The organism is Streptomyces sp. NPDC045678 (genome assembly GCF_056432085.1).
Genome location: NZ_JBWKJS010000002.1, coordinates 212,146 through 231,293, shown reverse-complemented (window position 1 = coordinate 231,293; position 19,148 = coordinate 212,146). Strand labels below are relative to the sequence as shown.

The window sequence follows — 19,148 nt, the reverse complement described above, 5'->3', positions numbered from 1 at the left end:
ATGAGCGGACACCCTGGAGAGCCCACCCCTGAGCAGGTCGCCGCCGACCTCACCCACGTCGTCGGGCGTCTTGTACGGAAACTGCGGGGCGCGTCACCCATGAACGGACTCAGCCCTTCGCAGCGTTCCGTCCTCGCCCGCCTCGACCGGGGAGGTCCCGCCACCACCGCGGAGCTCGCGCGCGCCGAGTTCGTGCGGCCGCAGTCGATGCGGATGACCGTGAGCGCCCTGGAGTCCATGGAGCTCATCGAGCGGGCCCCCGATCCGAACGACGGGCGTCAATCCGTCCTCTCCCTGACCGACGAGGGCCGCCGCACCCTGACCGACGGGCGCGCCGCCAAGCGCAGCTGGCTCTCCGAGGCCGTCTCCGAAGAGCTCGACCCGGCCGAGCGGCGCCAACTGGCCGACGCCGTCGCACTGTTGGAGCGACTGGTGCAGAAGTGAACGCCACGTCCTTCACCCGGGCCAAGCGGCGTCCCGCGCGGGAGCGGCCCGGCTTCGGAGCGCGCCTGACCGCGCCCCTGCTCCTCGGCTCCCTGCTGAACCCCCTCAACACCACGATGATCTCCACCGGCCTGGTGGCGATCGGCCACGACTTCGGCGTCGGCGCCTCCGACACCGCCTGGCTCGTCTCCGTGCTCTACCTCGCGAGCGCCGTGGCCCAACCCGTGCTCGGCAAGCTCGCCGACAGCCTGGGGCCGCGCCGCGTCTTCCTCGGCGGACTCGTCCTCGTCGTCGTGTCGGGCCTCGTCGGGGCGCTCGCCCCCGGATTCGGCTGGCTGCTCGCCTCGCGCGCGCTCCTCGGCATCGGCACGTCCGCCGCGTACCCCGCCGCGATGGCCGTCCTGCGCGACGAGTCGACGCGGCTCGGAACCCCCACCCCGCGCACCGTGCTCGGCCGCCTCTCCTTCGCGGCGCTCGGCAGCGCGGCGATCGGCCCGACCCTCGGCGGCCTCCTCGTCGCGACCGCCGGCTGGCGCGCCGTCTTCGCCGTCAACGTGCCGGTCGCGGTCATCGCGTACGCCACCGCCCTGCGGTGGATACCCAAGGACATACCGCGCGAGAGGGCGGCGACAGACGGGAAGGGGACGCTCGATCCGCTGGGGATCGCGCTCTTCACCGGCGCACTGAGCTGCCTCGTCGTGTTCCTGCTCGACCTGCGCCACCCGATGTGGCCCCTGCTCGCCCCGGTCGTCCTGCTCTCCGCCCTGCTCACCCGGTGGCAGCTGCGCCACCCGCACCCCTTCATCGACCTGCGCATGCTCGCCACCAACCACGCGCTCGCCCGGACCTACCTGCGGCACGGACTGAGCTACCTCGTCGTGTACTGCGTGGTGTACGGCTTCACCCAGTGGCTGGAGGAGGAACGCGGCTACTCCTCGCTGCACACCGGACTCGTCATGCTGCCGATGTCCCTCGCCGCACTGGCCTGCTCCCTGATCGGGACGCGCACCAAGGGCATCCGCGCGCCGCTCGCCGTCGCCGCCGTGCTCCTCGCCGCGGGCAGCGCACTGCTGCTGCTCACCACGGGGTCCACACCGCTCGCCGTCCTGCTCCTGGCCGGCGCCTGCTTCGGCATTCCGCAGGGGCTCATGGGCACCGGCAACCAGGCGGCCGTGCAGCAGTTCGCGCCCGCGGAGGCCATCGGGTCCGCCGCGGGGCTCCAGCGCACCGCGCAGTACGTCGGCGCCATCACGGCGTCCGGCCTGATCGGTCTCGCCTACGGGCAGCGCGCCGACGACGGCGGGTTGCACCTCATGGCCGCCGTCGGCGCCGTCCTCGCCCTGGCCCTCATCGTCCTGACCGTCACCGACCGCGCGCTGCGCCGCCGCCCGGCCGCGTAGGCGCGTCATCGCCCATGTACGCAAGCAATCAGTACGGCTTGAGAAAGGCACCACCCATGACCGCCACCCTCCTCGACCCCACCACCGCCCTCGTCCTCGTCGACCTCCAGAAGGGCATCACCGCGCTGCCCACCGCCCACCCCGCGCAACAGATCGTCGAACGGTCCGCCGCGCTCGCCCGCGCCTTCCGCCAGAGCGGGCTGCCCGTGGTCCTGGTGCGGGTGACCGGCGGCGCCCCCGGCCGCACCGAGGGGCCCGCGCGCGGCGGCGACGTGCCCGCGGACTGGGCGGACCTCGTGCCCGAACTGGGGCGTACGGACACGGACATCGTCGTCACCAAGCAGCAATGGGGCGCCTTCTACGGCACCGACCTCGACCTGCAGCTGCGCCGCAGGGGCGTCACCCAGGTCGTGCTCGCCGGCATCGCGACGAGCATCGGCGTGGAGTCGACGGCCCGCGCGGCGCACGAGCACGGCTACCACGTGACCGTGGCCGTCGACGCCGTCACCGACATGGACGCCGACGCCCACCGCAACAGCGTGGAGAAGATCTTCCCGCGGCTCGGCGAGACGGACACGACGCAAGCGATCACCGCGCTGCTCGGCCGCGGCTGAGCCCCGGACGTCCGCGGCCCTACGGCCGGTACACGTACGGCGTGGTCGTGCAGAGCGTGGCGAAGCCGAGCCGGTCCAGGATCGGGCGGCTGTCGTCGGACGCGTCGACCTGCAGATAGCGGTAGCCGCGCTCGACGGCGATGCGGGCGCGGTGGGCGACCGTCGCACGGTAGATGCCCTTGCCGCGCCACTGCGGGTCGGTGCCGCCTCCCCACAGCCCGGCGAAGTCGGTGCCCGGCCGGAACTCCATGCGCGCGCCGCACACCGGCCGGTCGCCGGCCATCGCGACGACCGCGACGATGTCGTCCGGTGTCTCGGTGAGCTGGGCGAGCACACGGCGGGCGAGGTGTTCGCTCAGCGCCTCGTCGCCCTCACCGAAGGCGGCGAGGTGTGCCTCGGACATGAGGCGTACGCCTGCCGCGTCCGTCACCGGGACCAGCCGGATGCCGTCGGGCAGTTCGGGGCCGGCGGGGAGGGCGGTGGCCTCGGCGACCATCACGGTCTCCGTCGGCTCGGCCTCGAACCCGGCCGCGAGGAGTCGCTCGCCGAGGTCCGCGGGACGGTCGTACGAGTGCTGCTTCCACTCGAACTCGCGCCCCACGCCGGTGAAATGGCGCACCTGCTCCGCGATCACGGCGTCCGCCGTCGACGCGTCGATGTCGGTCCACAGGACACCGTTCCAGTCGTGTGCGGAGCCGGTGACGCGCACGACGTCCCCGGTCCGCTCGACCCGGGTGTCACCGCCCTCGCCCGTGGTGTCGTGCCGAAGCTGACGGTCGTACGCGGCCAGTACCGCTGCGTGATCCATGCGGTCACCTCAGCAGCGGCGCGCAGCGGCGGCAACAGGTTTTCCGCCGGAACCGGCAGGTCCTAGGAACGCCAGCGGCAGCGCAGGGCCGCCGTGGCGAAGCCGGGGCCGAAGGCGATGACCGCGCCGTGCGCGCCGTCGTGCGGAGGGTCGGCGTGGGTGCGTTCCAGGACGCGCAGGATGCTCACGCCGCCCAGGTTCCCCTCGTGGCGGAGCGTGTCCGTGGAGTGCCGGACGGCGTGCTCGTCCAGACTCAGCGCGGCCGCCGTGTCGGCGATGATGCGCGGGCTTCCGGGGTGGACGACCGCGAAGTCGGGCTGCCGGGGACCGAGCCACTCGAGGAGGGGCGGCGTCACGTCGGTGACGGCGGCCAGCACCTGCTTGGTCGAGTCGAAGTGGATGCCGTCCTCGGCGATCCTGCCGCGCTGGCGTTCGAGGCTGCCCGGGAGGACGTACTCGAAGGTGTCCTCGACGGCCAGTCCGGGTCCCAGCGGCGTGTCGGTGACGACGGTCGCGGAGGCCGCGTCGCCGAACAGCGCCTTGTAGATCATCGACTCGATGGTGGTGTCGCTGTGGTGGTAGATGCTGGACAGCACCTCGGAGGCGACCACCAGGACCGTGCCGCCCGGCCGTGCGGCGAGGAGGTCGGCGGCGCGGGTCAGGGCTTGGGTGCCGCCCGGGCAGGCGACGGAGGTGAGCGCGACGCGGCGCAGGTCGGGGCGGAGGCCGAGCCGCGTGACGAGGTTGATGTCCAGGTTCGGGACGGCCCAGCTCGTGGTGTGCGTGGTGACGAGGGCGTCGATGTCGCGTGCGGTGAGACCGGCGGTGTCCAGGGCCGTGGTGCAGGCCTGTTCGGCCATGTCGAGCGCGTCGGAGAAGGCGACCCGGGCGCGCTCCCCGACGTCGGCCGTGCCGGACACGGTGGGGGAGTCGAGCGGGCGCGTGAAGTGGCGGGTCCGAACACCGCAGTTGCCGATGACGCGGAGTATGGCGCGCAGTCGGGGGTGGTCGGCGTGGTGCGCGCTCATGTCGTCGGCTATCTCGGCCGTGGTGACCCTGTGGGCGCCGAGGACGGTCTGGGGGCGGAGTACGTGAGCAGTCACGAGGCGACTCCCCGTGGATCGGCGGTGCGGGTGGGGATGTGGCCAAATTACTGCACTGTGCCGAGAGTGCCCTGTTATGCGCCGCGTGCTCGAATGTGTGTACGAGAATGAGCGGGGTGTCTGCGCGGGATCAGTCGGAGCGGAGACTGGGCGTGCGCGAGTGGACGCGCTGCGAGCCGCGGTGGAACACGAGGATCATCAGCCGCGAGCCCGGCGCCGTCAGGGGCTGTGCCGCGCACATGGTGACCCAGCCGGGGCCCTCCAGGGCATGCATCAAGGGACGCTCGTCGCCGTCCGGGTGGGGGTGGGAGTTGCCCCTGGCGTAGAGGTCGGCGGTCTCGGGATCGGCCAGGATCTCCTTCTCGATCTGCCGCAGAACGTCGTCGTCGGGCCTGGTGGCGAGCGCGGCCCGCAGCTGCGGAAGCACCATCGGGGCCCATGCGCCGTGCCAGTTCATCAGGGTCTCGCGGCCGTGCGGGTCCAGGAGCATCCAGCGCAGGGTGTTGCCGGGGACCTTGCCGCCCGGGAACATGTCGGCGAAGGCACTGTTGTACGCGAGCGTCTCCCAGGACGCGTCGGTCACGTAGGCCATGTGTCCGATCCCGTCGACCGCCTCCTGCCAGACGCCGGGAACCTCCTTGCCGGAGGAGAGGTGGAGCGGTCCCGGCGGGTCCTGCAGCAGGGCGTAACGACAGAGGGACACCCACTCCTGTTCGTTGAGTCCGAACAGGCGCGCCACCTCACGCAGCAGAGAGGTCGGCGGGTTGGGGTAGTTACCGGACTCGAGACGGTGATACGTACCGAACGTACGGTGGAGCAGCTGGTCGACCTGGTGCTGTGACAGGCCGGGTGCGCGCCGCCCTTGGCCGGTCGGGCGGGCGAAGCCGTGCGATTCGGGAGCTATGAGGGCGCGTCGTTCGCGGAGCAGAGCGCGGAGCGCCGTCTTGTTCATGGTGGGTAATCCCTCTTGGTGCACGCCGAGTTGGAGCGTGATCAGTCTAAATATTCACATCGGCTTTGGTAGTAAACATTGCCCGAAGAAAACGATCAGTCGCTCGGGCATCATGGAGTGTGCGGGGTCACCGACCTGCAGGTTTGAACGTCGGATGACACCCGTGCGCAACAGTGGGGCATCTTGTCCGGTGAGTTCGAGAATGGCTGAAATTCCCCGGCATTGGGTACCCCCTAGGCCTACTGGGCCGATGTGGGAAGCGTGTGGGACAACTGTTCGTATTTCGATCCGCGTGGTCGGAATCGGAGCAGCGCAGGACCGCACGGTTCGGCTTCCCCGCCGGTTCCGTAGGACCACCGGCTGCGGTCGGTGCCGTCACTCGCCATTACGTAGCGGCCACGGTACCGGCCGCCCGTGGTTGTTCCGGGCGCATCAGGTGGCCGTGATGTGCTCCTCCGCCCGCGCCAGGATCTCCGAGACCCGTAGCCCGAACCGTACGTCGCACGGATGAGCCGTGCCCGTGGCCGCGGACTCGACGAGCGCGTCCACCGCCGCCCCGAACGCGTCGCCCGCGCCCTCCCACGGCGGAAGCGCCACCGTGCCGCTCTCCCCGCGCAGCTCCACGGCGCGACCCTCGCACTTCGGCGGCGCCGTCAGGCTCAGCGTCGCCGTGCTGGACGCGCCGCTCTCGTGCCGCAGGATCAGGTGGACCGTGTCCCTGGGACCCTCGGCGGCGGTCACGGCCGTCACGTCGCCGAGCACGGGCAGCAGCATCGACAGGGCGTGCGGGCCCACGTCCCACAGACCGCCGCGGCTCGCGCGCCAGGGTGACGGGAAGGCGGCTCTGCCGTCCGGCGCGTAGAACGAGCCGTACCAGTCGGCGCGGCCGGTGAACCAGCCGCCCGTGGCGGCCTGTTCGGCCACCCAGGCCGCCGAGGCGGTGGTGAAGCGCAGCGTGAAGAAGACCACGGAGGCGACGCCCGCGCGCTCGGCCGCCGCCGCGAGGTCCCGCGCGCCGGCCGTCGTCGTGGCCACCGGCTTGTCCAGCAGCAGGTGACAGCCCGCCGCCGCGGCCCGCGCGGCGAGCGGCGCCTGCACGTCCGGCGGCACCGCGAACGCCACGGCGTCACTCGCGGCGAACAGCTCGTCCACGTCCGTGTACGCCCTGGTCCCGTGCTCGGCGGCGAGCGCGGCCGCGGGCTCGGGGCGGCGGCCCCAGATGCCGCTGAGGTCCACACCGGAGTGGCGGGACAGCGCGGGGGCGTGTGTGGCGGAGGCCCACGGGCCGGTGCCCACCAGGCCGATGCGGAGTCGGTTCATGGGCCGCAGTATGACCGAAGTCGCCGGCAGTGGACCTGTCGCGGTGGGGGTGCGTGGTGGTCCGGGGTGCTTCACGGCCACGGCCGGTCGGAACGTACCGTCCACGTTCTTCCCGCATTCCCCTGGGTGAATTTCCATTCACCCACTACGGTGAATATAAATTCACCTCATCGCGGGGAGACGTCATGGCGCCGGTTCCGACGGTCGGTGACAGAGGGGGCGACGGGGGAGGCGACGGGGGAGGGCTGCGCACCCGTCTCACGGTCCCCGTCCTCGCCTTCGGCGGCATCCTCATGGCCGTCACGCAGACCGTGGTCGTACCCCTGCTCCCCGATCTGCCGCGTCTGACGGGCAGCTCACCCGGCGCCGTGTCCTGGCTGGTCACCGCGACACTGCTGTCCGGCGCGGTCCTCACCCCCGTACTCGGCCGGGCCGGCGACATGTACGGCAAACGCCGCGTCCTGCTGCTCGCCCTCGGCCTGATGGCCGGGGGATCGGTGCTCTGCGCGCTCACGTCCGACATCCGGCTGCTGATCGCGGCGCGCGCCCTGCAAGGCGCGTCCGCCTCGGTGGTGCCCCTGTCCATCAGCATCCTGCGCGACGAACTCCCGCCGCAGCGCACGGCTTCCGCCGTCGCCCTGATGAGCTCCACGGTCGGGATCGGCGCCGCGCTCGGACTGCCGCTGGCCGCGCTCATCGTGCAGTACGCGGACTGGCACGCCATGTTCTGGGCGACGGCCGCCCTGAGCACGGGCGGCCTGCTGCTCGCCCGGTGGGCCGTGCGGGAGTCCCCGGTGCGGTCGCCGGGGCGGTTCGACACGTGGGGCGCGCTCGGTCTGGCGGCCGGGCTCGTCTGCCTGCTGCTCGCGGTCTCGCAGGGCGGTCAGTGGGGATGGGGGAGCGGTCCCGTCCTCGGGCTCTTCGCGGGCGCGGTCGCCGTCCTGACCGTGTGGTGGCGCATGCAGCTGCGCGCGAAGCAGCCACTGGTGGACCTGCGCCTGGCCTCAGGGCGGCGCGTCGCCCTGCCGCACCTGACCGCGCTGCTCGCCGGATTCGCCTTCTACGCCAACTCGTTGGTGACCGCACAACTGGTGCAGGCGCCCGCCGAGAGCGGTTACGGACTGGAGCTGTCGATCGTGGCGACCGGCCTGTGCCTGCTGCCCAACGGCGTGATCATGCTGGCCCTCTCGCCGCTGTCGGCCCGCGTCTCCATGGCGCGCGGTCCCCGGGTGACCCTCGCGCTCGGCGGCGCGGTCATGGCGCTCGGGTATGCCGTACGCATCGTGGACAGCCGGGAGTTGTGGGTGATCGTGCTGGGCGCCGCGATCGTGGCGACCGGGACGACCTTCGCGTACTCGGCGCTGCCCACGCTGATCCTGCGGGCGGTGCCGGTCGAGCAGACCGCGTCCGCGAACGGGGTGAACGTCCTGATGCGGACGGTCGGCCAGAGCGTTTCGAGCGCGGCGGTCGCCGCGGTGCTCGTCCGGCACACCGCGTCCGCCGGAGGTACCGAGTTCCCCACGCTCGGCGGCTACCAACTCGCGTTCACCCTGGCCGGCACCGTGGCGCTCGTCGCTTGCGCCACCGCTCTGGCCATACCCTCGGACGCGGCCACGGCCCCGCGGAACGGCCGCAGGACCACCGGGCGCGAGGGGCCCGCACAGGAGACCGCTCTGGAGGGAAGCTGACCATGGCGGAGGTTCGCACGGAGGCGGACGGGAGCGCGGAGGGGTCCCACCGGGCCCCGCCCGCCGGGCGCAGGGACGCCGAGGCGAGCAAGGGGGCCATCATCCGCGCCGCCCGCTATCTGCTCGCCCGGCACGCGCACGGGGACATCACCCTCAAGGCCGTGGCCGACCGGGCCGGCGTCAGCGCCCCGTTGGTCCTGAAGTACTTCGGTAACAAGGACGCCCTGTTCTCCCAGGTCATGTCGTTCGAGGCCGACGCCGACACGTTCCTCGGCGCCCCCGTCGACGACCTCGGGCGCCACATGGTCGGGCACTTGCTCACCGGCCAGGCCGAGCGGGGCGCCGACCCGATCCTGCGCATCGTCTTCGCCCCGCTCCACGGCGAGCAGGGCGACATCCTGCGCGCCAACTTCCGCGTGCAGGTGGCCCAGCGGCTGAGCGAGCGGCTGTCGGGGCCGGACGCGGGACTGCGGGCCGAGCTCGCCGTGGGCATGCTGCTCGGCCTCGGAGTGATGTACGGCATCGCCCGCGGCCCGTACCTGCGCGCCACGGAGATCACCGAGATCACCGACCGGTACGCACCCGCGGTGCAGGCCTTGTTGACTCCCCGCTGACCTGCGTCCTTTGGGCGGCTGCCACAGCGGCGGGCCGGTCCGCAGCGGTGGGCCGGTCCGCAGCGGTGGGCCGGTCCGCAGCGGTGCGTCGGTCCGCTCCCCGTCCGCCTCGCCGTACGACCACCACGGCCGCGAGGCCGACCGCCAGCCCCGCCACGGTCTGCGGCCCGAACGGCTCGCCGAACATCAGCGCACCCCACAGTGCGGTCACGGGCGCCATGAGGAACATCAGCGTGTTGACCTGCGTGACACCGGAGCGCCGCAGGATCAGCCAGTACAGGCCGTACCCGCCGAACGTGGAGAGCGTGACCAGCCACGCGATCGCGCCCCAGAACGACGCCTCGGCCGGGGGCGTCGCGCCGCCGGACGCCAGCGCGAGTCCCGTGAACACGACGGCACTGGTGGCGCAGTGGACGGTCATCGCCACCGAAGGGGCGACCGGGCGGGGCGCACGCCGGTCGAGGAAGGTCGCCGCCACCAGCGAGAGCATGCCGAGGAACGGCACGAGGTAGGCCCAGGCAGGGGTGGCGCCGCCCTGCGAGAAGTCGGCGGCGGTGACGATGACGACTCCGGCCACGCCGAGGCCGAGACCGGTCCACTGCGTGCGCGAGACGTACTGGCCGAGCAGAGGCCCGGCGAGGGCGCCCGCGACCAGTGGCTGGGTACCGTCGATCAGGGCGGTCGTCCCACTGGAGACACCCAGCTGGATCGCCAGGTACACGGTCAGGAGATAGCCGCTCTGCGACAGTGCGCCGACGGCCGCCTGCCGTCCGACGTCGCGCGCCGTCAGGCCGCGCCACGCCGTCCGGGACAGCGCAAGGGCGACCAGCCCCAGAACCACGGCCAGCGGCAGGAAGCGCCACATCAGCACCGTCACGGCGGACGCGCTGCCCGCGCCCAGTTTGGCGCCGATGAACCCGGAGCTCCAGGTCAGTACGAATGCGGTCGACAGCAGGACGTTCATGGGATTCTCCCGTCTCGGGTCTCCGACGTCGTGCGGAGCCCGTCGTGGGCGAGTAAACCGATCTGTCTACCTGGCCGCCGAGTATACAGATCGGTCTAGGTGCGCTGTATACCGGTCGGTCTACCATGGGGGTCATGGGTGACAACACGCCGAACACGGAACAGGGCGACGCGGCGGTGCCGCACCGCATCGCGATGACGCCGGCCGCCCGCCGCGCCCTCGATGCCGCGGGGCGTCTCTTCTACGAGCGGGGCATCCATGCCGTCGGAGTCGATCTGATCGCTGTCGAGGCCGGGGTCACGAAGAAGACCCTCTACGACCGGTTCGGCTCCAAGGAGCAGATCGTCGTGGAGTACCTGGCCGACCGCGACGAACGCTGGCGGGCCTTCCTCGCTCCGTACCTCGAGGCCGCCTCCACGCCCCGCGCCCGGATCCTCGCCGTCTTCGACGCCCTCCGCGACTGGGCCCAGGGGCCCCAGGGGCACCTCGTCAAGGGGTGCAGCATGGTCAACGCGCACGCCGAGATCAGCGACCCCGCCCATCCCGCGTACCCGATCATCACCGGTCAGAAGGTCTGGATGCTCGCGCTGTTCACGGACCTCGCCGGGGGCGTCGCAGCGTCCGAGGGTGAAGCGGCGCGGCTCGGGCGAACGCTCATGCTTCTCCATGAGGGCGCGCTCGTCGCGCACGGCCTGCACGTGTTTCCGAAGGCCATCGATCAGGCCCGCGGTGACGCGGGGGCGCTCCTGGACGCGGCCGTGGGGCGGGCGTCCGGGCATCGTTGACAAGTCTTTGCCCATGGCCGGAATACGGCCTTCCGGCCGGTCTCGGCAAGAGCGGGAAGCCCCGGTGTCCGGCGGGACGGGCGTCCCGCACTGACACGAGTCACGACCCTGCCATCGGTAAAAGGCGGCCGAAATCGCCGGGGTCGCCGGAGTGTGCCGCCCATGGGCGGCATTGACCGTACGCAGGCGCAGGAGCACGCTGCAGGCATAGATGCTAGTTACATCTAGTTCGGCGAGCGGAAGGAATGCGCATGTGCGGCATCACCGGCTGGGTCTCCTTCGACCGTGATCTGACGGCCGAGTCCACCACCTTGGACGCCATGACGGAGACGATGTCCTGCCGCGGGCCCGACGACCGCGGCACCTGGTCCCACGGGCCCGCCGCGCTCGGGCACCGACGGCTCGCGATCATCGACCTGCCCGGCGGACGCCAGCCCATGAGCGTCGAGACACCGCAGGGCACGGTCGCCCTCGTCTACTCGGGTGAGACGTACAACTTCACCGAGCTCCGCCGCGAACTGACGGGCCGCGGCCACCGTTTCACCACCGAGTCCGACACCGAGGTCGTCCTGCGCAGCTATCTCGAATGGGGCGAGGCCCTCGCCGAGCGGCTGAACGGCATGTACGCCTTCGCGATCTGGGACGCCCGCCACGACAGGCTCGTCATGATCCGCGACCGCATGGGCATCAAGCCCTTCTACTACTACGAGACGCCCGACGGCGTCCTGTTCGGCTCCGAACCCAAGGCGATCCTCGCCAACCCGCTCGCACGGCGCAGGGTCGTCCTGGACGGACTCAGGGAAGTGTTCGCCCTCGTCAAGACGCCCGGTCACGCCGTGTGGGACGGCATGAACGAGGTCGAGCCCGGCACCGTCGTCACGGTGGACCGATCCGGTCTGCGCCGGCACGTGTACTGGTCCCTGGAGACCCGCCCGCACACCGACGACCGCGACGCCACCGTCGCCGGGGTCCGCGAACTCCTCGACGACATCGTGCGCCGTCAGCTCGTCTCGGACGTGCCGCGCTGCACGCTGCTCTCCGGCGGCCTCGACTCCTCGGCGATGACGGCGATCGCAGCCCGCCAACTCGCCGAGGCCGGTGAGACGGTCCGCAGTTTCGCCGTCGACTTCGTCGGCCAGGCCGACAACTTCGTCGCCGACGAACTGCGCGGCACGCCCGACACCCCCTACGTCCACGACGTCGCGAAGTCGGCGGGCACCGACCACCGCGACATCGTCCTGGACTCCCACGCCCTCGCGGACCCGGACGTGCGCGCCAGGATGATCCGCGCCCGGGACATCCCCATGGGCTTCGGCGACATGGACGCCTCCCTCTACCTCCTCTTCCGCGCCATCCGCGAGCACTCCACGGTGGCGCTGTCCGGGGAGTCGGCGGACGAAATCTTCGGCGGCTACCTGCAGTTCTTCGACGAAGCGGCGCGCACGGCCGACACCTTCCCCTGGCTGGTGCGGTTCGCCGACCACTTCGGGGACGACGCCGGCATCCTGCGCCCCGACGTGACCGACGCGCTCGACCTGCCCGCCTTCGTCAAGGAGAGCTACGCGGGAGCCGTCACCGGCATCCGCCGCCTGGACGGCGAGAGCGACTTCGAGTTCCGGATGCGGAAGATCTCGTATCTGCACCTGACCCGGTTCGTCCGCGTCCTGCTCGACCGCAAGGACCGCGCCAGCATGGCGGTGGGCCTCGAGGTGCGCGTGCCGTTCTGCGACCATCGACTGGTGGAGTACGTCTACAACGCGCCCTGGGCGCTGAAGTCCTTCGACGGCAGGGAGAAGAGCCTGCTGCGCGAGGCGACCGCCGACGTGCTGCCGCGCTCGGTGTACGACCGGGTGAAGAGCCCGTACCCCTCCACCCAGGACCCCGAGTACGCCGTCGCGCTCCAGGGGCACGTCAAGGATCTGCTCGCGCGGCCAGGGCACCCCGTCTTCGACCTGGTGGACAGGGAACAGGCCGCGCGGGCCGCCGGGCACGAGGCGCCGCAGATCACCCAGGCCTCGCGGCGCGGGCTCGAGCGGACGCTCGACCTGGCGCTCTGGCTGGACATCTACCGTCCGGAGATCGTTCTCACCTGATCCACGCGCTGCCCCTCCCGGTCACCGGCCGTGCTGGTCCTCGGAGTCCGCCGAGGCGGCGAGGGTGTCGAGGAACCGTCGGAGCGCCGGCGTTCCGTCCGGGCCTAGGCCCCGCTGGACGGGCGGTACGGAAGCCCCGCGCCGGGTGTCGGACGTCTGGCACGGGCCGGGCGGCTCCTCGGCCCTGACGGTCACCGCGCGGCGGATGAACTCGGCCACCGGCACCCCGAGGCGGTCCGCATGGCGCAGGATCGCGGCGTACTCGTCGGGCGTGAACAAGACCTGCACAGGCTTGGCACCGTCCATGGACGCATGATGCCGCCCGGGCGTGTGTGACGCGCTACGGATGGCATATTCGCCCTCGAAGGCGTGAAAACCGGGGAAGGCGCCCTCATGAGGGTGGCGTGAAAGGGATGTGACCCCGACCGGACGGGGGAATCGCGGTCGGGGCCACATCATGTTCAACGATAAACCATGGGGAAGTGTTCCGAGGTGAGGGGGTGATCCGTGTGAGCTGCGGCACCCGGCAGGGGTGCCCGACCCCCGGCCGTCACTGAATGAGCATGATGATCGAAGCCGTGGTCCCCACGACCACGATGAAGATCCGCATCACCGACGGCGGCAGCCTGCGCCCGTAGCGTGCGCCCACCAGGCCGCCCACTGTCGAGCCTGCGGCGATCAGCCCGGCCGCCGTCCAGTCGACGTCCGCGACCACGATGAAGACGACGGCGGCGACCCCGTTGACGATCGACGCGAGCACGTTCTTCGCGGCGTTGAGCCGCTGCAGGTCGTCCAGGAGGAACGTGCCGAACAGGGCCATGAGCAGCACACCCTGAGCCGCCCCGAAGTAGCCGCCGTAGACGCCGGTGGCGAGGACTCCGCACCACATCGGGATGCCGCCGTCCGTCCTGCCGCCGCCCTCGCGGTTCCTGAGCCTGCGGGTGAGCCACGGCTGTATCAGCACCAGGAGGCAGGCGCTCAGAATGAGGGCGGGGACCACCGCCTGGAAGGCGTCGTCCGGGAGCTTCAGGAGGAGCAGCGCGCCGATCAGGCCTCCGACGAGCGAGGCCGCGCCGAACCGCACGAGACGCCTGAACTGGCCCTTCATCTCCCGGCGGTAGCCGTACGCGGCGCTCAGGGTGCCCGGCACGAGGCCGAGGTTGTTCGACACGTTGGCGAGCACCGGTGGGAAGCCGAAGGCCAGCAGTGTGGGGAAGGTGATGAGGGTGCCGGACCCGACCACCGCGTTGAGCCCGCCGGCCGCGACACCGGCGGCACCTACGGCCACCATTTCGAGCGCTTCCACGCGTCACCTTTCCCGATGTGCCTGATGTTCTGGATGTGCACTGTGCCTGATGTTCCGGGTGTTCGGTTGTCCCGCCGTGGCCCCGGGTCGACGCCCGTCGCCGGGTCGCCGCCCGGGCTCCATCGATCTTGGTGCACGGTCAAAACCCCAGTCAATCCTCGGGTTTCCTTGCATCCCCCCAAGGGATAACTTCATCGGTTGTGACCCTCGACGACCTTCGGATCTTCATCGCCGTGTGCCGCGCGGGCAGCCTCAGTGCCGTCGCCCGTGAGCTGTCCTGTACGCAGTCCGCCGTGAGCCAGCACGTCAAACGCCTGGAGCGGGAGCTCGGCGTGAGTCTTCTGGAGCGGCAGGCGCGGGGTGTCGTCCCCACCTCGGCCGGGCGGATCCTGCAAGCCGCCGCTGCGGACGGGATCGGCGGCATCGATCTCGCCGTACGCCGCCTCAAGGAGCAGGTGCGCGGTGAGGGCGGCACGGTGCGGATCACCACGGGGGCCACCTCCGTACGGCACTTCATGGCCGAGGCCGTCGTCGACTTCCGGGACCGCTACCCGCGCGTCAGCCTGGAGTTCCAGACCATGAGCTCCAGCCGCAGCTGTTTCGAGGCCCTCGCCGCCGACCACCTCGACCTCGCGTGGATCACCGTCGGCGAGCCCGTGCGCGGCATCGAGCAGCGGCCCGTCGTGGAACTGCCCTGGGTCCTCGCCGTCCGCGCCGACGATCCGCTCGCCGGGCGACCACGCGTCGAGCCCGCCGAACTGGCCGCGGCGCAGCTCATCACGCCGCCGGAGGGGGCGACGTCCCGCGTTTGGCTCGATGTGCGCCTCGGTGAGCTGGACGTGGTGCTGCCGGCCGTCACCAGCGTCGCCGACTGGGACACCGCCGTCCTCCTCGCGGAGCTCGGGCTCGGGCAGGCCGTCGTGCCGCTGCTGCCGGGCTGGCGCGAGTGCGGGCCCCCGGGCCTCCGTCTCGTGCCGGTGCCGGAGCTGCCGCCGTTGCCGGTGGGGTGGGCGGTGCGCCGATGGGACGCGCTGAGCCCGCTGGCCCGCGCTTTCGCCGACACCATCGCCGGGCACTGCGCACCGCCAGGGTGGGTGCCGGTTCAGGGTGCCAGTCTGGCGGCGCGCGTCTGAAGGTAGTGGGCTTCGGGGCGGCTGAGCGTGCCCCGGGCCGCCGACCGGTAGGCGGCGCGGGCGCGTTCGGTGTCTCCCGCCCGCTCCAGGAGATGGGCGCGGACGGCTTCGAGGCGGTAGTGACCCCTCAACTCGTCCTCGAGCGACTCCAGTTCCTTGAGTCCTGCCTGCGGCCCGTGGACCATCGCGTGGGCGACGGCCCGCCCCAGCTCGGCCATGGGCTCGAGGGTGAGGCGCACGAGAACGTCGTACAGGGCGAGGATCTGCGGCCAGTCGGTGGCGTCCGCGTCGGCCGCCTCGTCGTGCAGGGCCGCGACGGCCGCCTGCAACTGGTAGGCCCCGGGCGGGCCTTGGGACAGTGCCTCTTCGACGAGTGCCGTGCCCTCGGCGATCGCCCGCCGGTCCCAGCGGGTGCGGTCCTGCTCGTCGAGGGGGATCAGCTCGCCGTGCGGCCCGGTCCGCGCGGCACTGCGGGCCTCGGTGAGCAGCATCAGCGCGAGCAGGCCCGTCACCGATCCCTCCTGGGGCAGCAGGCGACGTACCGAACGCGTCAGACGGATCGCCTCGCGGGCGAGATCGGCTCGGTGCAGGGCGTCGCCGGAGGTGGCCGTATACCCCTCGTTGAAGATCAGGTAGAGCACTTGGAGGACGACGGCGAGCCGTGCGTCGCGGTCAGCGGGGCCGGGCTGCCGGAACGGCACCCCCTTGATCTTGGCCTTCGCGCGGCTGATCCGCTGCGCCATGGTCGCCTCGGGCACGAGGTGCGCGCGGGCGATCTCGGCCGTGGTCAGGCCGCCGACGGCCCGCAGTGTCAGGGCGACCTGCGCCGTGGCGGTCAGCTCGGGGCGGCAGCACAGGAACAGCAGCGTGAGCGTGTCGTCGTCCGCGGGGGCGCGGCTCTCGCCCGGCGGGGGAGCGGTGAACGCGTCCCGCGGAGTCAGCCGCGCCGCGTCCTCCTCGCGCCGCCGCCGTGCCTCGTCGGCGCGCAGCTGGTCCGTGAGGCGGCGCGAGGCGACCTTGATCAGCCAGCCGCGCGGGTTGTCCGGCACGCCCTGGTCGGGCCACTGCCGCGCGGCCGCGAGGAGCGCTTCCTGCACGGCGTCCTCGGCGGCGCCGAAGTGGCCGTACCGGCGGACGAGCGCGCCGAGGACCTGCGGCGCGTGCAGGCGCAGCAGATCCTCGATCCGGGGCGTGGGTCTCATGACGCGCTCGTACGTCTCACCGCGTGCCCCGTGTGTCTCAGCACTCGCCCCCCGAGGCGTCCTGGATGGGGCGGATCACGACGGGCGGGTCGACGACGCCCTCGGGGGCGGGGCACTCGCTGATGCGCAGGGCGATCTCGGTGACCCGCTCCAGGCTCTCGCAGTCGAGGACCCAGTACCCGGCGAGCACCTCCTTCGTCTCGCCGTAGGGCCCGTCCGTGATCACCGGGCGGCCGTCCTTGTCCCGGCTGACGAACCGGGTCTGCGCGGGCTCGGTGAGTCCCTGCCCGTCGACGAGCTCACCGGACTCGGCGAGGTCGTTGTTGAGCTCGCTCATGAAGGCGAACATCGCCTGCAGTTCCTTCTCGCTCCAGGCCGGGCTGTCCGCGGACGGCTTGCCGGACATCGCTTCGTAGTCGGCCTGCGAACCCTGGACCATCACCAGATACTTCATGACTTCGCTCCTCGGCTGCGCGGTCACCCCGTGCGGGCGCCTCTCACAGGGGACGTCGGCGCACGCGACGCGTTCTCGACACTCCGCGGAAGAAATATTATCGGCGGGCAACCTTCCCTGTCCTCGGCGGCGACTGATCAGCGGCCCGGTCCACCGGACACGGGCAGTCCCCCCACGTCCGTACAGATGGGAAGCGACGCATGAGAGAGCTCCACGGCAAGGCGCGGCACCGCAGAAGGAGGACGGCTCTGGCGATCGGTGCCCCGCTGGCCGTCGCCGCCGCGGGAGCCATGGCCTACGGCACGGCTTTCGGGGCGTTCGGCGAGGACGCGGAGCCCCGCGCGGCGGCCGCGGCGGCACCCGCCGCCGCGCCGGCCTGGGCCGACGACACCGCCGACGGCTTCGCGTCGGTCGACGCGCAGGGGCAGAGGGGGACGTACGGCGGGCGCGACGGGAAGACCGTCACCGTGCGGACCCTCGCCGACCTGGAGAAATACGCGACCGCCTCGGAGCCCTACGTGATCGTCGTGGCCGGGACGATCACGATGGATCCCAAGGGCAAGGAGATCAAGGTCGCCTCGGACAAGACGATCGTGGGCGCGGGAACGGCGGGACAGATCGTCGGCGGCGGCTTCTTCCTCGGCCCGGGCGTGCACAACGTGATCATCCGGAACCTCACGGTCCGGGATTCCTACCAGGGCACCTGGAACGACAAGGAGCACGACTGGGACGCCGTCCAGATGGACGGCGCGCACCACGTGTGGATCGACCACAACGACCTGCGGCACATGGCCGACGGCCTCATCGACAGCCGCAAGGACACCACCCACGTGACGGTGTCCTGGAACAGGCTGAGCGACAACAACAAGACGTTCGGGATCGGCTGGACCGAGAACGCCACCGCCGACCTCACGATCCACCACAACTGGTTCCGGGAGACCGAGCAGCGCAACCCTTCCACGGACAACGTCGCCCACGCGCACCTCTACAACAACTACCTCCAGGACGACGCGGGCACCGACATCACCTCGTCCTACGGCAACTACGCGCGCGGCAGGACGAAGATGGTCCTGGAGAACAGCTACTTCAAGGGCGTCAACAACCCGGTCATCAAGGACAGCACCGCAGCCCTCGTCCAGCGCGGCAACGTGTTCTCCGGGACGAGCGGCCGCAACGAGAGCGGCGGCACGGCCTTCGACCCCACGACGTACTACAAGTACACCCTGGACAAGGCGGCCGACGTACCGGCGCTCCTCAAGTCCGGCGCGGGGCCGAGGAGTTCGCTCGGCACGACGGCCGGTGCCCGCGCCGACCGCACCCTCACCGTCGCCAAGGACGGCAGCGGCCGGTACACGAGCGTGCAGAAGGCCGTGGACGCCGTGCCCGCGGGCAACCCCTCGCGCGTCGTGATCCGCGTCGCGCCCGGCACCTACCGCGAGACGGTCAAGGTCCCTGCGGACAAGCCGCACGTCACGGTCGAGGGCACGGGCGCGAGCCGCAAGGACACCGTCATCGTCTTCGGCAACGCCGCGGGGACACGAAAGCCGGACGGCTCGGGGACGTACGGCACGAGCGGCAGCGCCACCTTCGCCGTCGAGGCCGACGACTTCACGGCCCGCAACCTCACCGTCTCCAACGACTTCGACGAGGCCCGGAACCAGGGCGTGGACGGGCACCAGGCGGTCGCGCTGCGCACCGCCGCCGACCGCGTCCGCCTCGACTCGCTCATCGTCAGCGGCGACCAGGACACCCTGCTCCTCGACACGGCGGGCAAGGACAGGCAGGGCCGCGTCCACATGACCAACTCCTACGTCGTCGGCAACACCGACTTCGTCTTCGGCCGTGCCACCGCGGTGATCGACAAGTCGGTCCTCACCCTGAAGAAGCGCTGGAACGGCACATCGGCCGGTTACGTCACCGCCCCCAGCACGGCCGCGGGCCGCAAGGGCTTCCTCATCACCCGCTCCACGGTCAACGGCGACGTGTCCGCGCGGAGCTTCCACCTCGGCCGCCCCTGGCACGCGGGCGGCGACGCGACCCTGGACCCGCAGACGACGGTCCGCGACACCGTGCTCGGCGCCGCGGTCAAGCCGGCCCCCTGGACGGACATGGGCGGCTTCTCCTGGAAGGACGACCGCTTCGCCGAGTACCGGAACAGCGGTCCGGGTGCGGGCGGCCCCAGTGGGGACCGCCCGCACCTGACGGACGCCCAGGCCGCGAGCCAGGGGAGTGCCGACTGGCTCGGGGACTGGACGCCGTAGAGCCGAA

At 71.6% G+C, this 19,148-nt stretch carries 18 protein-coding genes; 9 read left to right on the top strand and 9 right to left on the bottom strand.

Translation table 11 applies throughout. The features are described from left to right. Genes AC07DO_RS07650 through AC07DO_RS07640 form a run of 3 tightly spaced genes read left to right on the top strand, consistent with a single transcriptional unit; the run spans position 1 to position 2,458 of the window. On the top strand, positions 1-444 hold the full coding sequence (locus tag AC07DO_RS07650) for a MarR family winged helix-turn-helix transcriptional regulator (RefSeq protein ID WP_479057737.1): 444 nt from the start codon (positions 1-3) through the stop codon (positions 442-444). Then, on the top strand, positions 441-1,844 hold the full coding sequence (locus AC07DO_RS07645) for an MFS transporter (RefSeq protein ID WP_479057736.1): 1,404 nt from the start codon (positions 441-443) through the stop codon (positions 1,842-1,844). The genes AC07DO_RS07650 and AC07DO_RS07645 overlap by 4 nt, the downstream gene beginning before the upstream one ends. Before the next feature lie 56 nt (positions 1,845-1,900). After that, positions 1,901-2,458, top strand: a complete 558-nt coding sequence (locus AC07DO_RS07640) for an isochorismatase family protein (protein WP_479057735.1) — start codon at positions 1,901-1,903, stop codon at positions 2,456-2,458. 19 nt (positions 2,459-2,477) lie between these two features. Here AC07DO_RS07640 and AC07DO_RS07635 read toward each other — a convergent pair whose 3' ends face one another. From AC07DO_RS07635 to AC07DO_RS07620, 4 genes are all read right to left on the bottom strand, one after another. Continuing rightward, positions 2,478-3,266 carry a GNAT family N-acetyltransferase gene (locus AC07DO_RS07635; RefSeq protein ID WP_479057734.1) on the bottom strand — a complete coding sequence of 263 codons (789 nt, stop codon included), beginning with the start codon at positions 3,264-3,266 and terminating at the stop codon, positions 2,478-2,480. A 62-nt stretch (positions 3,267-3,328) separates the two neighbouring features. Next, entirely contained in the window at positions 3,329-4,369 is a 1,041-nt protein-coding gene (locus AC07DO_RS07630) for a PhlD (protein WP_479057733.1), read from the bottom strand. A 130-nt stretch (positions 4,370-4,499) separates the two neighbouring features. Beyond that, on the bottom strand, positions 4,500-5,321 hold the full coding sequence (locus tag AC07DO_RS07625; RefSeq protein WP_479057732.1) for an MmyB family transcriptional regulator: 822 nt from the start codon (positions 5,319-5,321) through the stop codon (positions 4,500-4,502). Between the two features lie 432 nt (positions 5,322-5,753). Next, positions 5,754-6,641 carry a Gfo/Idh/MocA family protein gene (locus AC07DO_RS07620; RefSeq protein ID WP_479057731.1) on the bottom strand — a complete coding sequence of 296 codons (888 nt, stop codon included), beginning with the start codon at positions 6,639-6,641 and terminating at the stop codon, positions 5,754-5,756. A 185-nt stretch (positions 6,642-6,826) separates the two neighbouring features. Between AC07DO_RS07620 and AC07DO_RS07615 the strand changes: the two genes are divergently transcribed. After that, the gene (locus AC07DO_RS07615) at positions 6,827-8,329 is read left to right on the top strand and encodes an MFS transporter (protein WP_479057730.1); all 1,503 of its coding nucleotides are present in this window, start codon (positions 6,827-6,829) and stop codon (positions 8,327-8,329) included. A 2-nt stretch (positions 8,330-8,331) separates the two neighbouring features. Further along, positions 8,332-8,943 (top strand): TetR/AcrR family transcriptional regulator, encoded by a 612-nt coding sequence (locus AC07DO_RS07610; protein ID WP_479057729.1) that lies wholly within the window; start codon positions 8,332-8,334, stop codon positions 8,941-8,943. Here the strand turns inward: AC07DO_RS07610 and AC07DO_RS07605 are convergent. Beyond that, positions 8,894-9,907 (bottom strand): DMT family transporter, encoded by a 1,014-nt coding sequence (locus AC07DO_RS07605; RefSeq protein ID WP_479057728.1) that lies wholly within the window; start codon positions 9,905-9,907, stop codon positions 8,894-8,896. The genes AC07DO_RS07610 and AC07DO_RS07605 overlap by 50 nt on opposite strands. Positions 9,908-10,041: 134 nt before the next feature. On the opposite strand from AC07DO_RS07605, the gene AC07DO_RS07600 reads away from it, so the two are divergent. Beyond that, positions 10,042-10,692 carry a TetR/AcrR family transcriptional regulator gene (locus AC07DO_RS07600; protein WP_479057727.1) on the top strand — a complete coding sequence of 217 codons (651 nt, stop codon included), beginning with the start codon at positions 10,042-10,044 and terminating at the stop codon, positions 10,690-10,692. Positions 10,693-10,943: 251 nt separating this feature from the next. Continuing rightward, positions 10,944-12,785: an asparagine synthase (glutamine-hydrolyzing) gene (gene asnB, locus AC07DO_RS07595; protein WP_479057726.1), complete on the top strand. Its 1,842-nt coding sequence runs from the start codon at positions 10,944-10,946 to the stop codon at positions 12,783-12,785. Between the two features lie 21 nt (positions 12,786-12,806). Here the strand turns inward: asnB and AC07DO_RS07590 are convergent, their stop codons facing one another. Both AC07DO_RS07590 and AC07DO_RS07585 read right to left on the bottom strand, forming a co-directional pair. Next, on the bottom strand, positions 12,807-13,091 hold the full coding sequence (locus AC07DO_RS07590; RefSeq protein WP_479057725.1) for a plasmid mobilization protein: 285 nt from the start codon (positions 13,089-13,091) through the stop codon (positions 12,807-12,809). A gap of 244 nt (positions 13,092-13,335) precedes the next feature. Continuing rightward, a complete protein-coding gene (locus AC07DO_RS07585) occupies positions 13,336-14,091 on the bottom strand; it encodes a sulfite exporter TauE/SafE family protein (RefSeq protein ID WP_479057724.1) in 756 nt (251 codons plus the stop codon). A gap of 200 nt (positions 14,092-14,291) precedes the next feature. On the opposite strand from AC07DO_RS07585, the gene AC07DO_RS07580 reads away from it, so the two are divergent. Continuing rightward, complete coding sequence (locus AC07DO_RS07580) at positions 14,292-15,224, top strand: LysR family transcriptional regulator (RefSeq protein ID WP_479057723.1); 933 nt, start codon at positions 14,292-14,294, stop codon at positions 15,222-15,224. Here the strand turns inward: AC07DO_RS07580 and AC07DO_RS07575 are convergent. Further along, the gene (locus tag AC07DO_RS07575; protein WP_479057722.1) at positions 15,194-16,426 is read right to left on the bottom strand and encodes an RNA polymerase sigma factor; all 1,233 of its coding nucleotides are present in this window, start codon (positions 16,424-16,426) and stop codon (positions 15,194-15,196) included. The genes AC07DO_RS07580 and AC07DO_RS07575 overlap by 31 nt on opposite strands. A gap of 37 nt (positions 16,427-16,463) precedes the next feature. Continuing rightward, the gene (locus AC07DO_RS07570; RefSeq protein WP_268769216.1) at positions 16,464-16,880 is read right to left on the bottom strand and encodes a YciI family protein; all 417 of its coding nucleotides are present in this window, start codon (positions 16,878-16,880) and stop codon (positions 16,464-16,466) included. Between the two features lie 200 nt (positions 16,881-17,080). On the opposite strand from AC07DO_RS07570, the gene AC07DO_RS07565 reads away from it, so the two are divergent. Further along, the gene (locus tag AC07DO_RS07565; RefSeq protein ID WP_479057721.1) at positions 17,081-19,141 is read left to right on the top strand and encodes a pectinesterase family protein; all 2,061 of its coding nucleotides are present in this window, start codon (positions 17,081-17,083) and stop codon (positions 19,139-19,141) included. Positions 19,142-19,148 lie beyond the last annotated feature (7 nt).

Bases quoted from the DNA above. Each gene is read 5' to 3' on its own strand.
- AC07DO_RS07635 (WP_479057734.1), bottom strand. From the start codon at position 3,266: ATGGATCACGCAGCGGTACTGGCCGCGTACGACCGTCAGCTTCGGCAC.
- AC07DO_RS07610 (WP_479057729.1), top strand. From the start codon at position 8,332: ATGGCGGAGGTTCGCACGGAGGCGGACGGGAGCGCGGAGGGGTCCCAC.
- AC07DO_RS07625 (WP_479057732.1), bottom strand. From the start codon at position 5,321: ATGAACAAGACGGCGCTCCGCGCTCTGCTCCGCGAACGACGCGCCCTC.
- AC07DO_RS07640 (WP_479057735.1), top strand. From the start codon at position 1,901: ATGACCGCCACCCTCCTCGACCCCACCACCGCCCTCGTCCTCGTCGAC.
- AC07DO_RS07605 (WP_479057728.1), bottom strand. From the start codon at position 9,907: ATGAACGTCCTGCTGTCGACCGCATTCGTACTGACCTGGAGCTCCGGG.
- AC07DO_RS07565 (WP_479057721.1), top strand. From the start codon at position 17,081: ATGAGAGAGCTCCACGGCAAGGCGCGGCACCGCAGAAGGAGGACGGCT.
- AC07DO_RS07590 (WP_479057725.1), bottom strand. From the start codon at position 13,091: ATGGACGGTGCCAAGCCTGTGCAGGTCTTGTTCACGCCCGACGAGTAC.
- AC07DO_RS07600 (WP_479057727.1), top strand. From the start codon at position 10,042: ATGGGTGACAACACGCCGAACACGGAACAGGGCGACGCGGCGGTGCCG.
- asnB (WP_479057726.1), top strand. From the start codon at position 10,944: ATGTGCGGCATCACCGGCTGGGTCTCCTTCGACCGTGATCTGACGGCC.
- AC07DO_RS07575 (WP_479057722.1), bottom strand. From the start codon at position 16,426: ATGAGACCCACGCCCCGGATCGAGGATCTGCTGCGCCTGCACGCGCCG.
- AC07DO_RS07620 (WP_479057731.1), bottom strand. From the start codon at position 6,641: ATGAACCGACTCCGCATCGGCCTGGTGGGCACCGGCCCGTGGGCCTCC.
- AC07DO_RS07615 (WP_479057730.1), top strand. From the start codon at position 6,827: ATGGCGCCGGTTCCGACGGTCGGTGACAGAGGGGGCGACGGGGGAGGC.
- AC07DO_RS07570 (WP_268769216.1), bottom strand. From the start codon at position 16,880: ATGAAGTATCTGGTGATGGTCCAGGGTTCGCAGGCCGACTACGAAGCG.
- AC07DO_RS07650 (WP_479057737.1), top strand. From the start codon at position 1: ATGAGCGGACACCCTGGAGAGCCCACCCCTGAGCAGGTCGCCGCCGAC.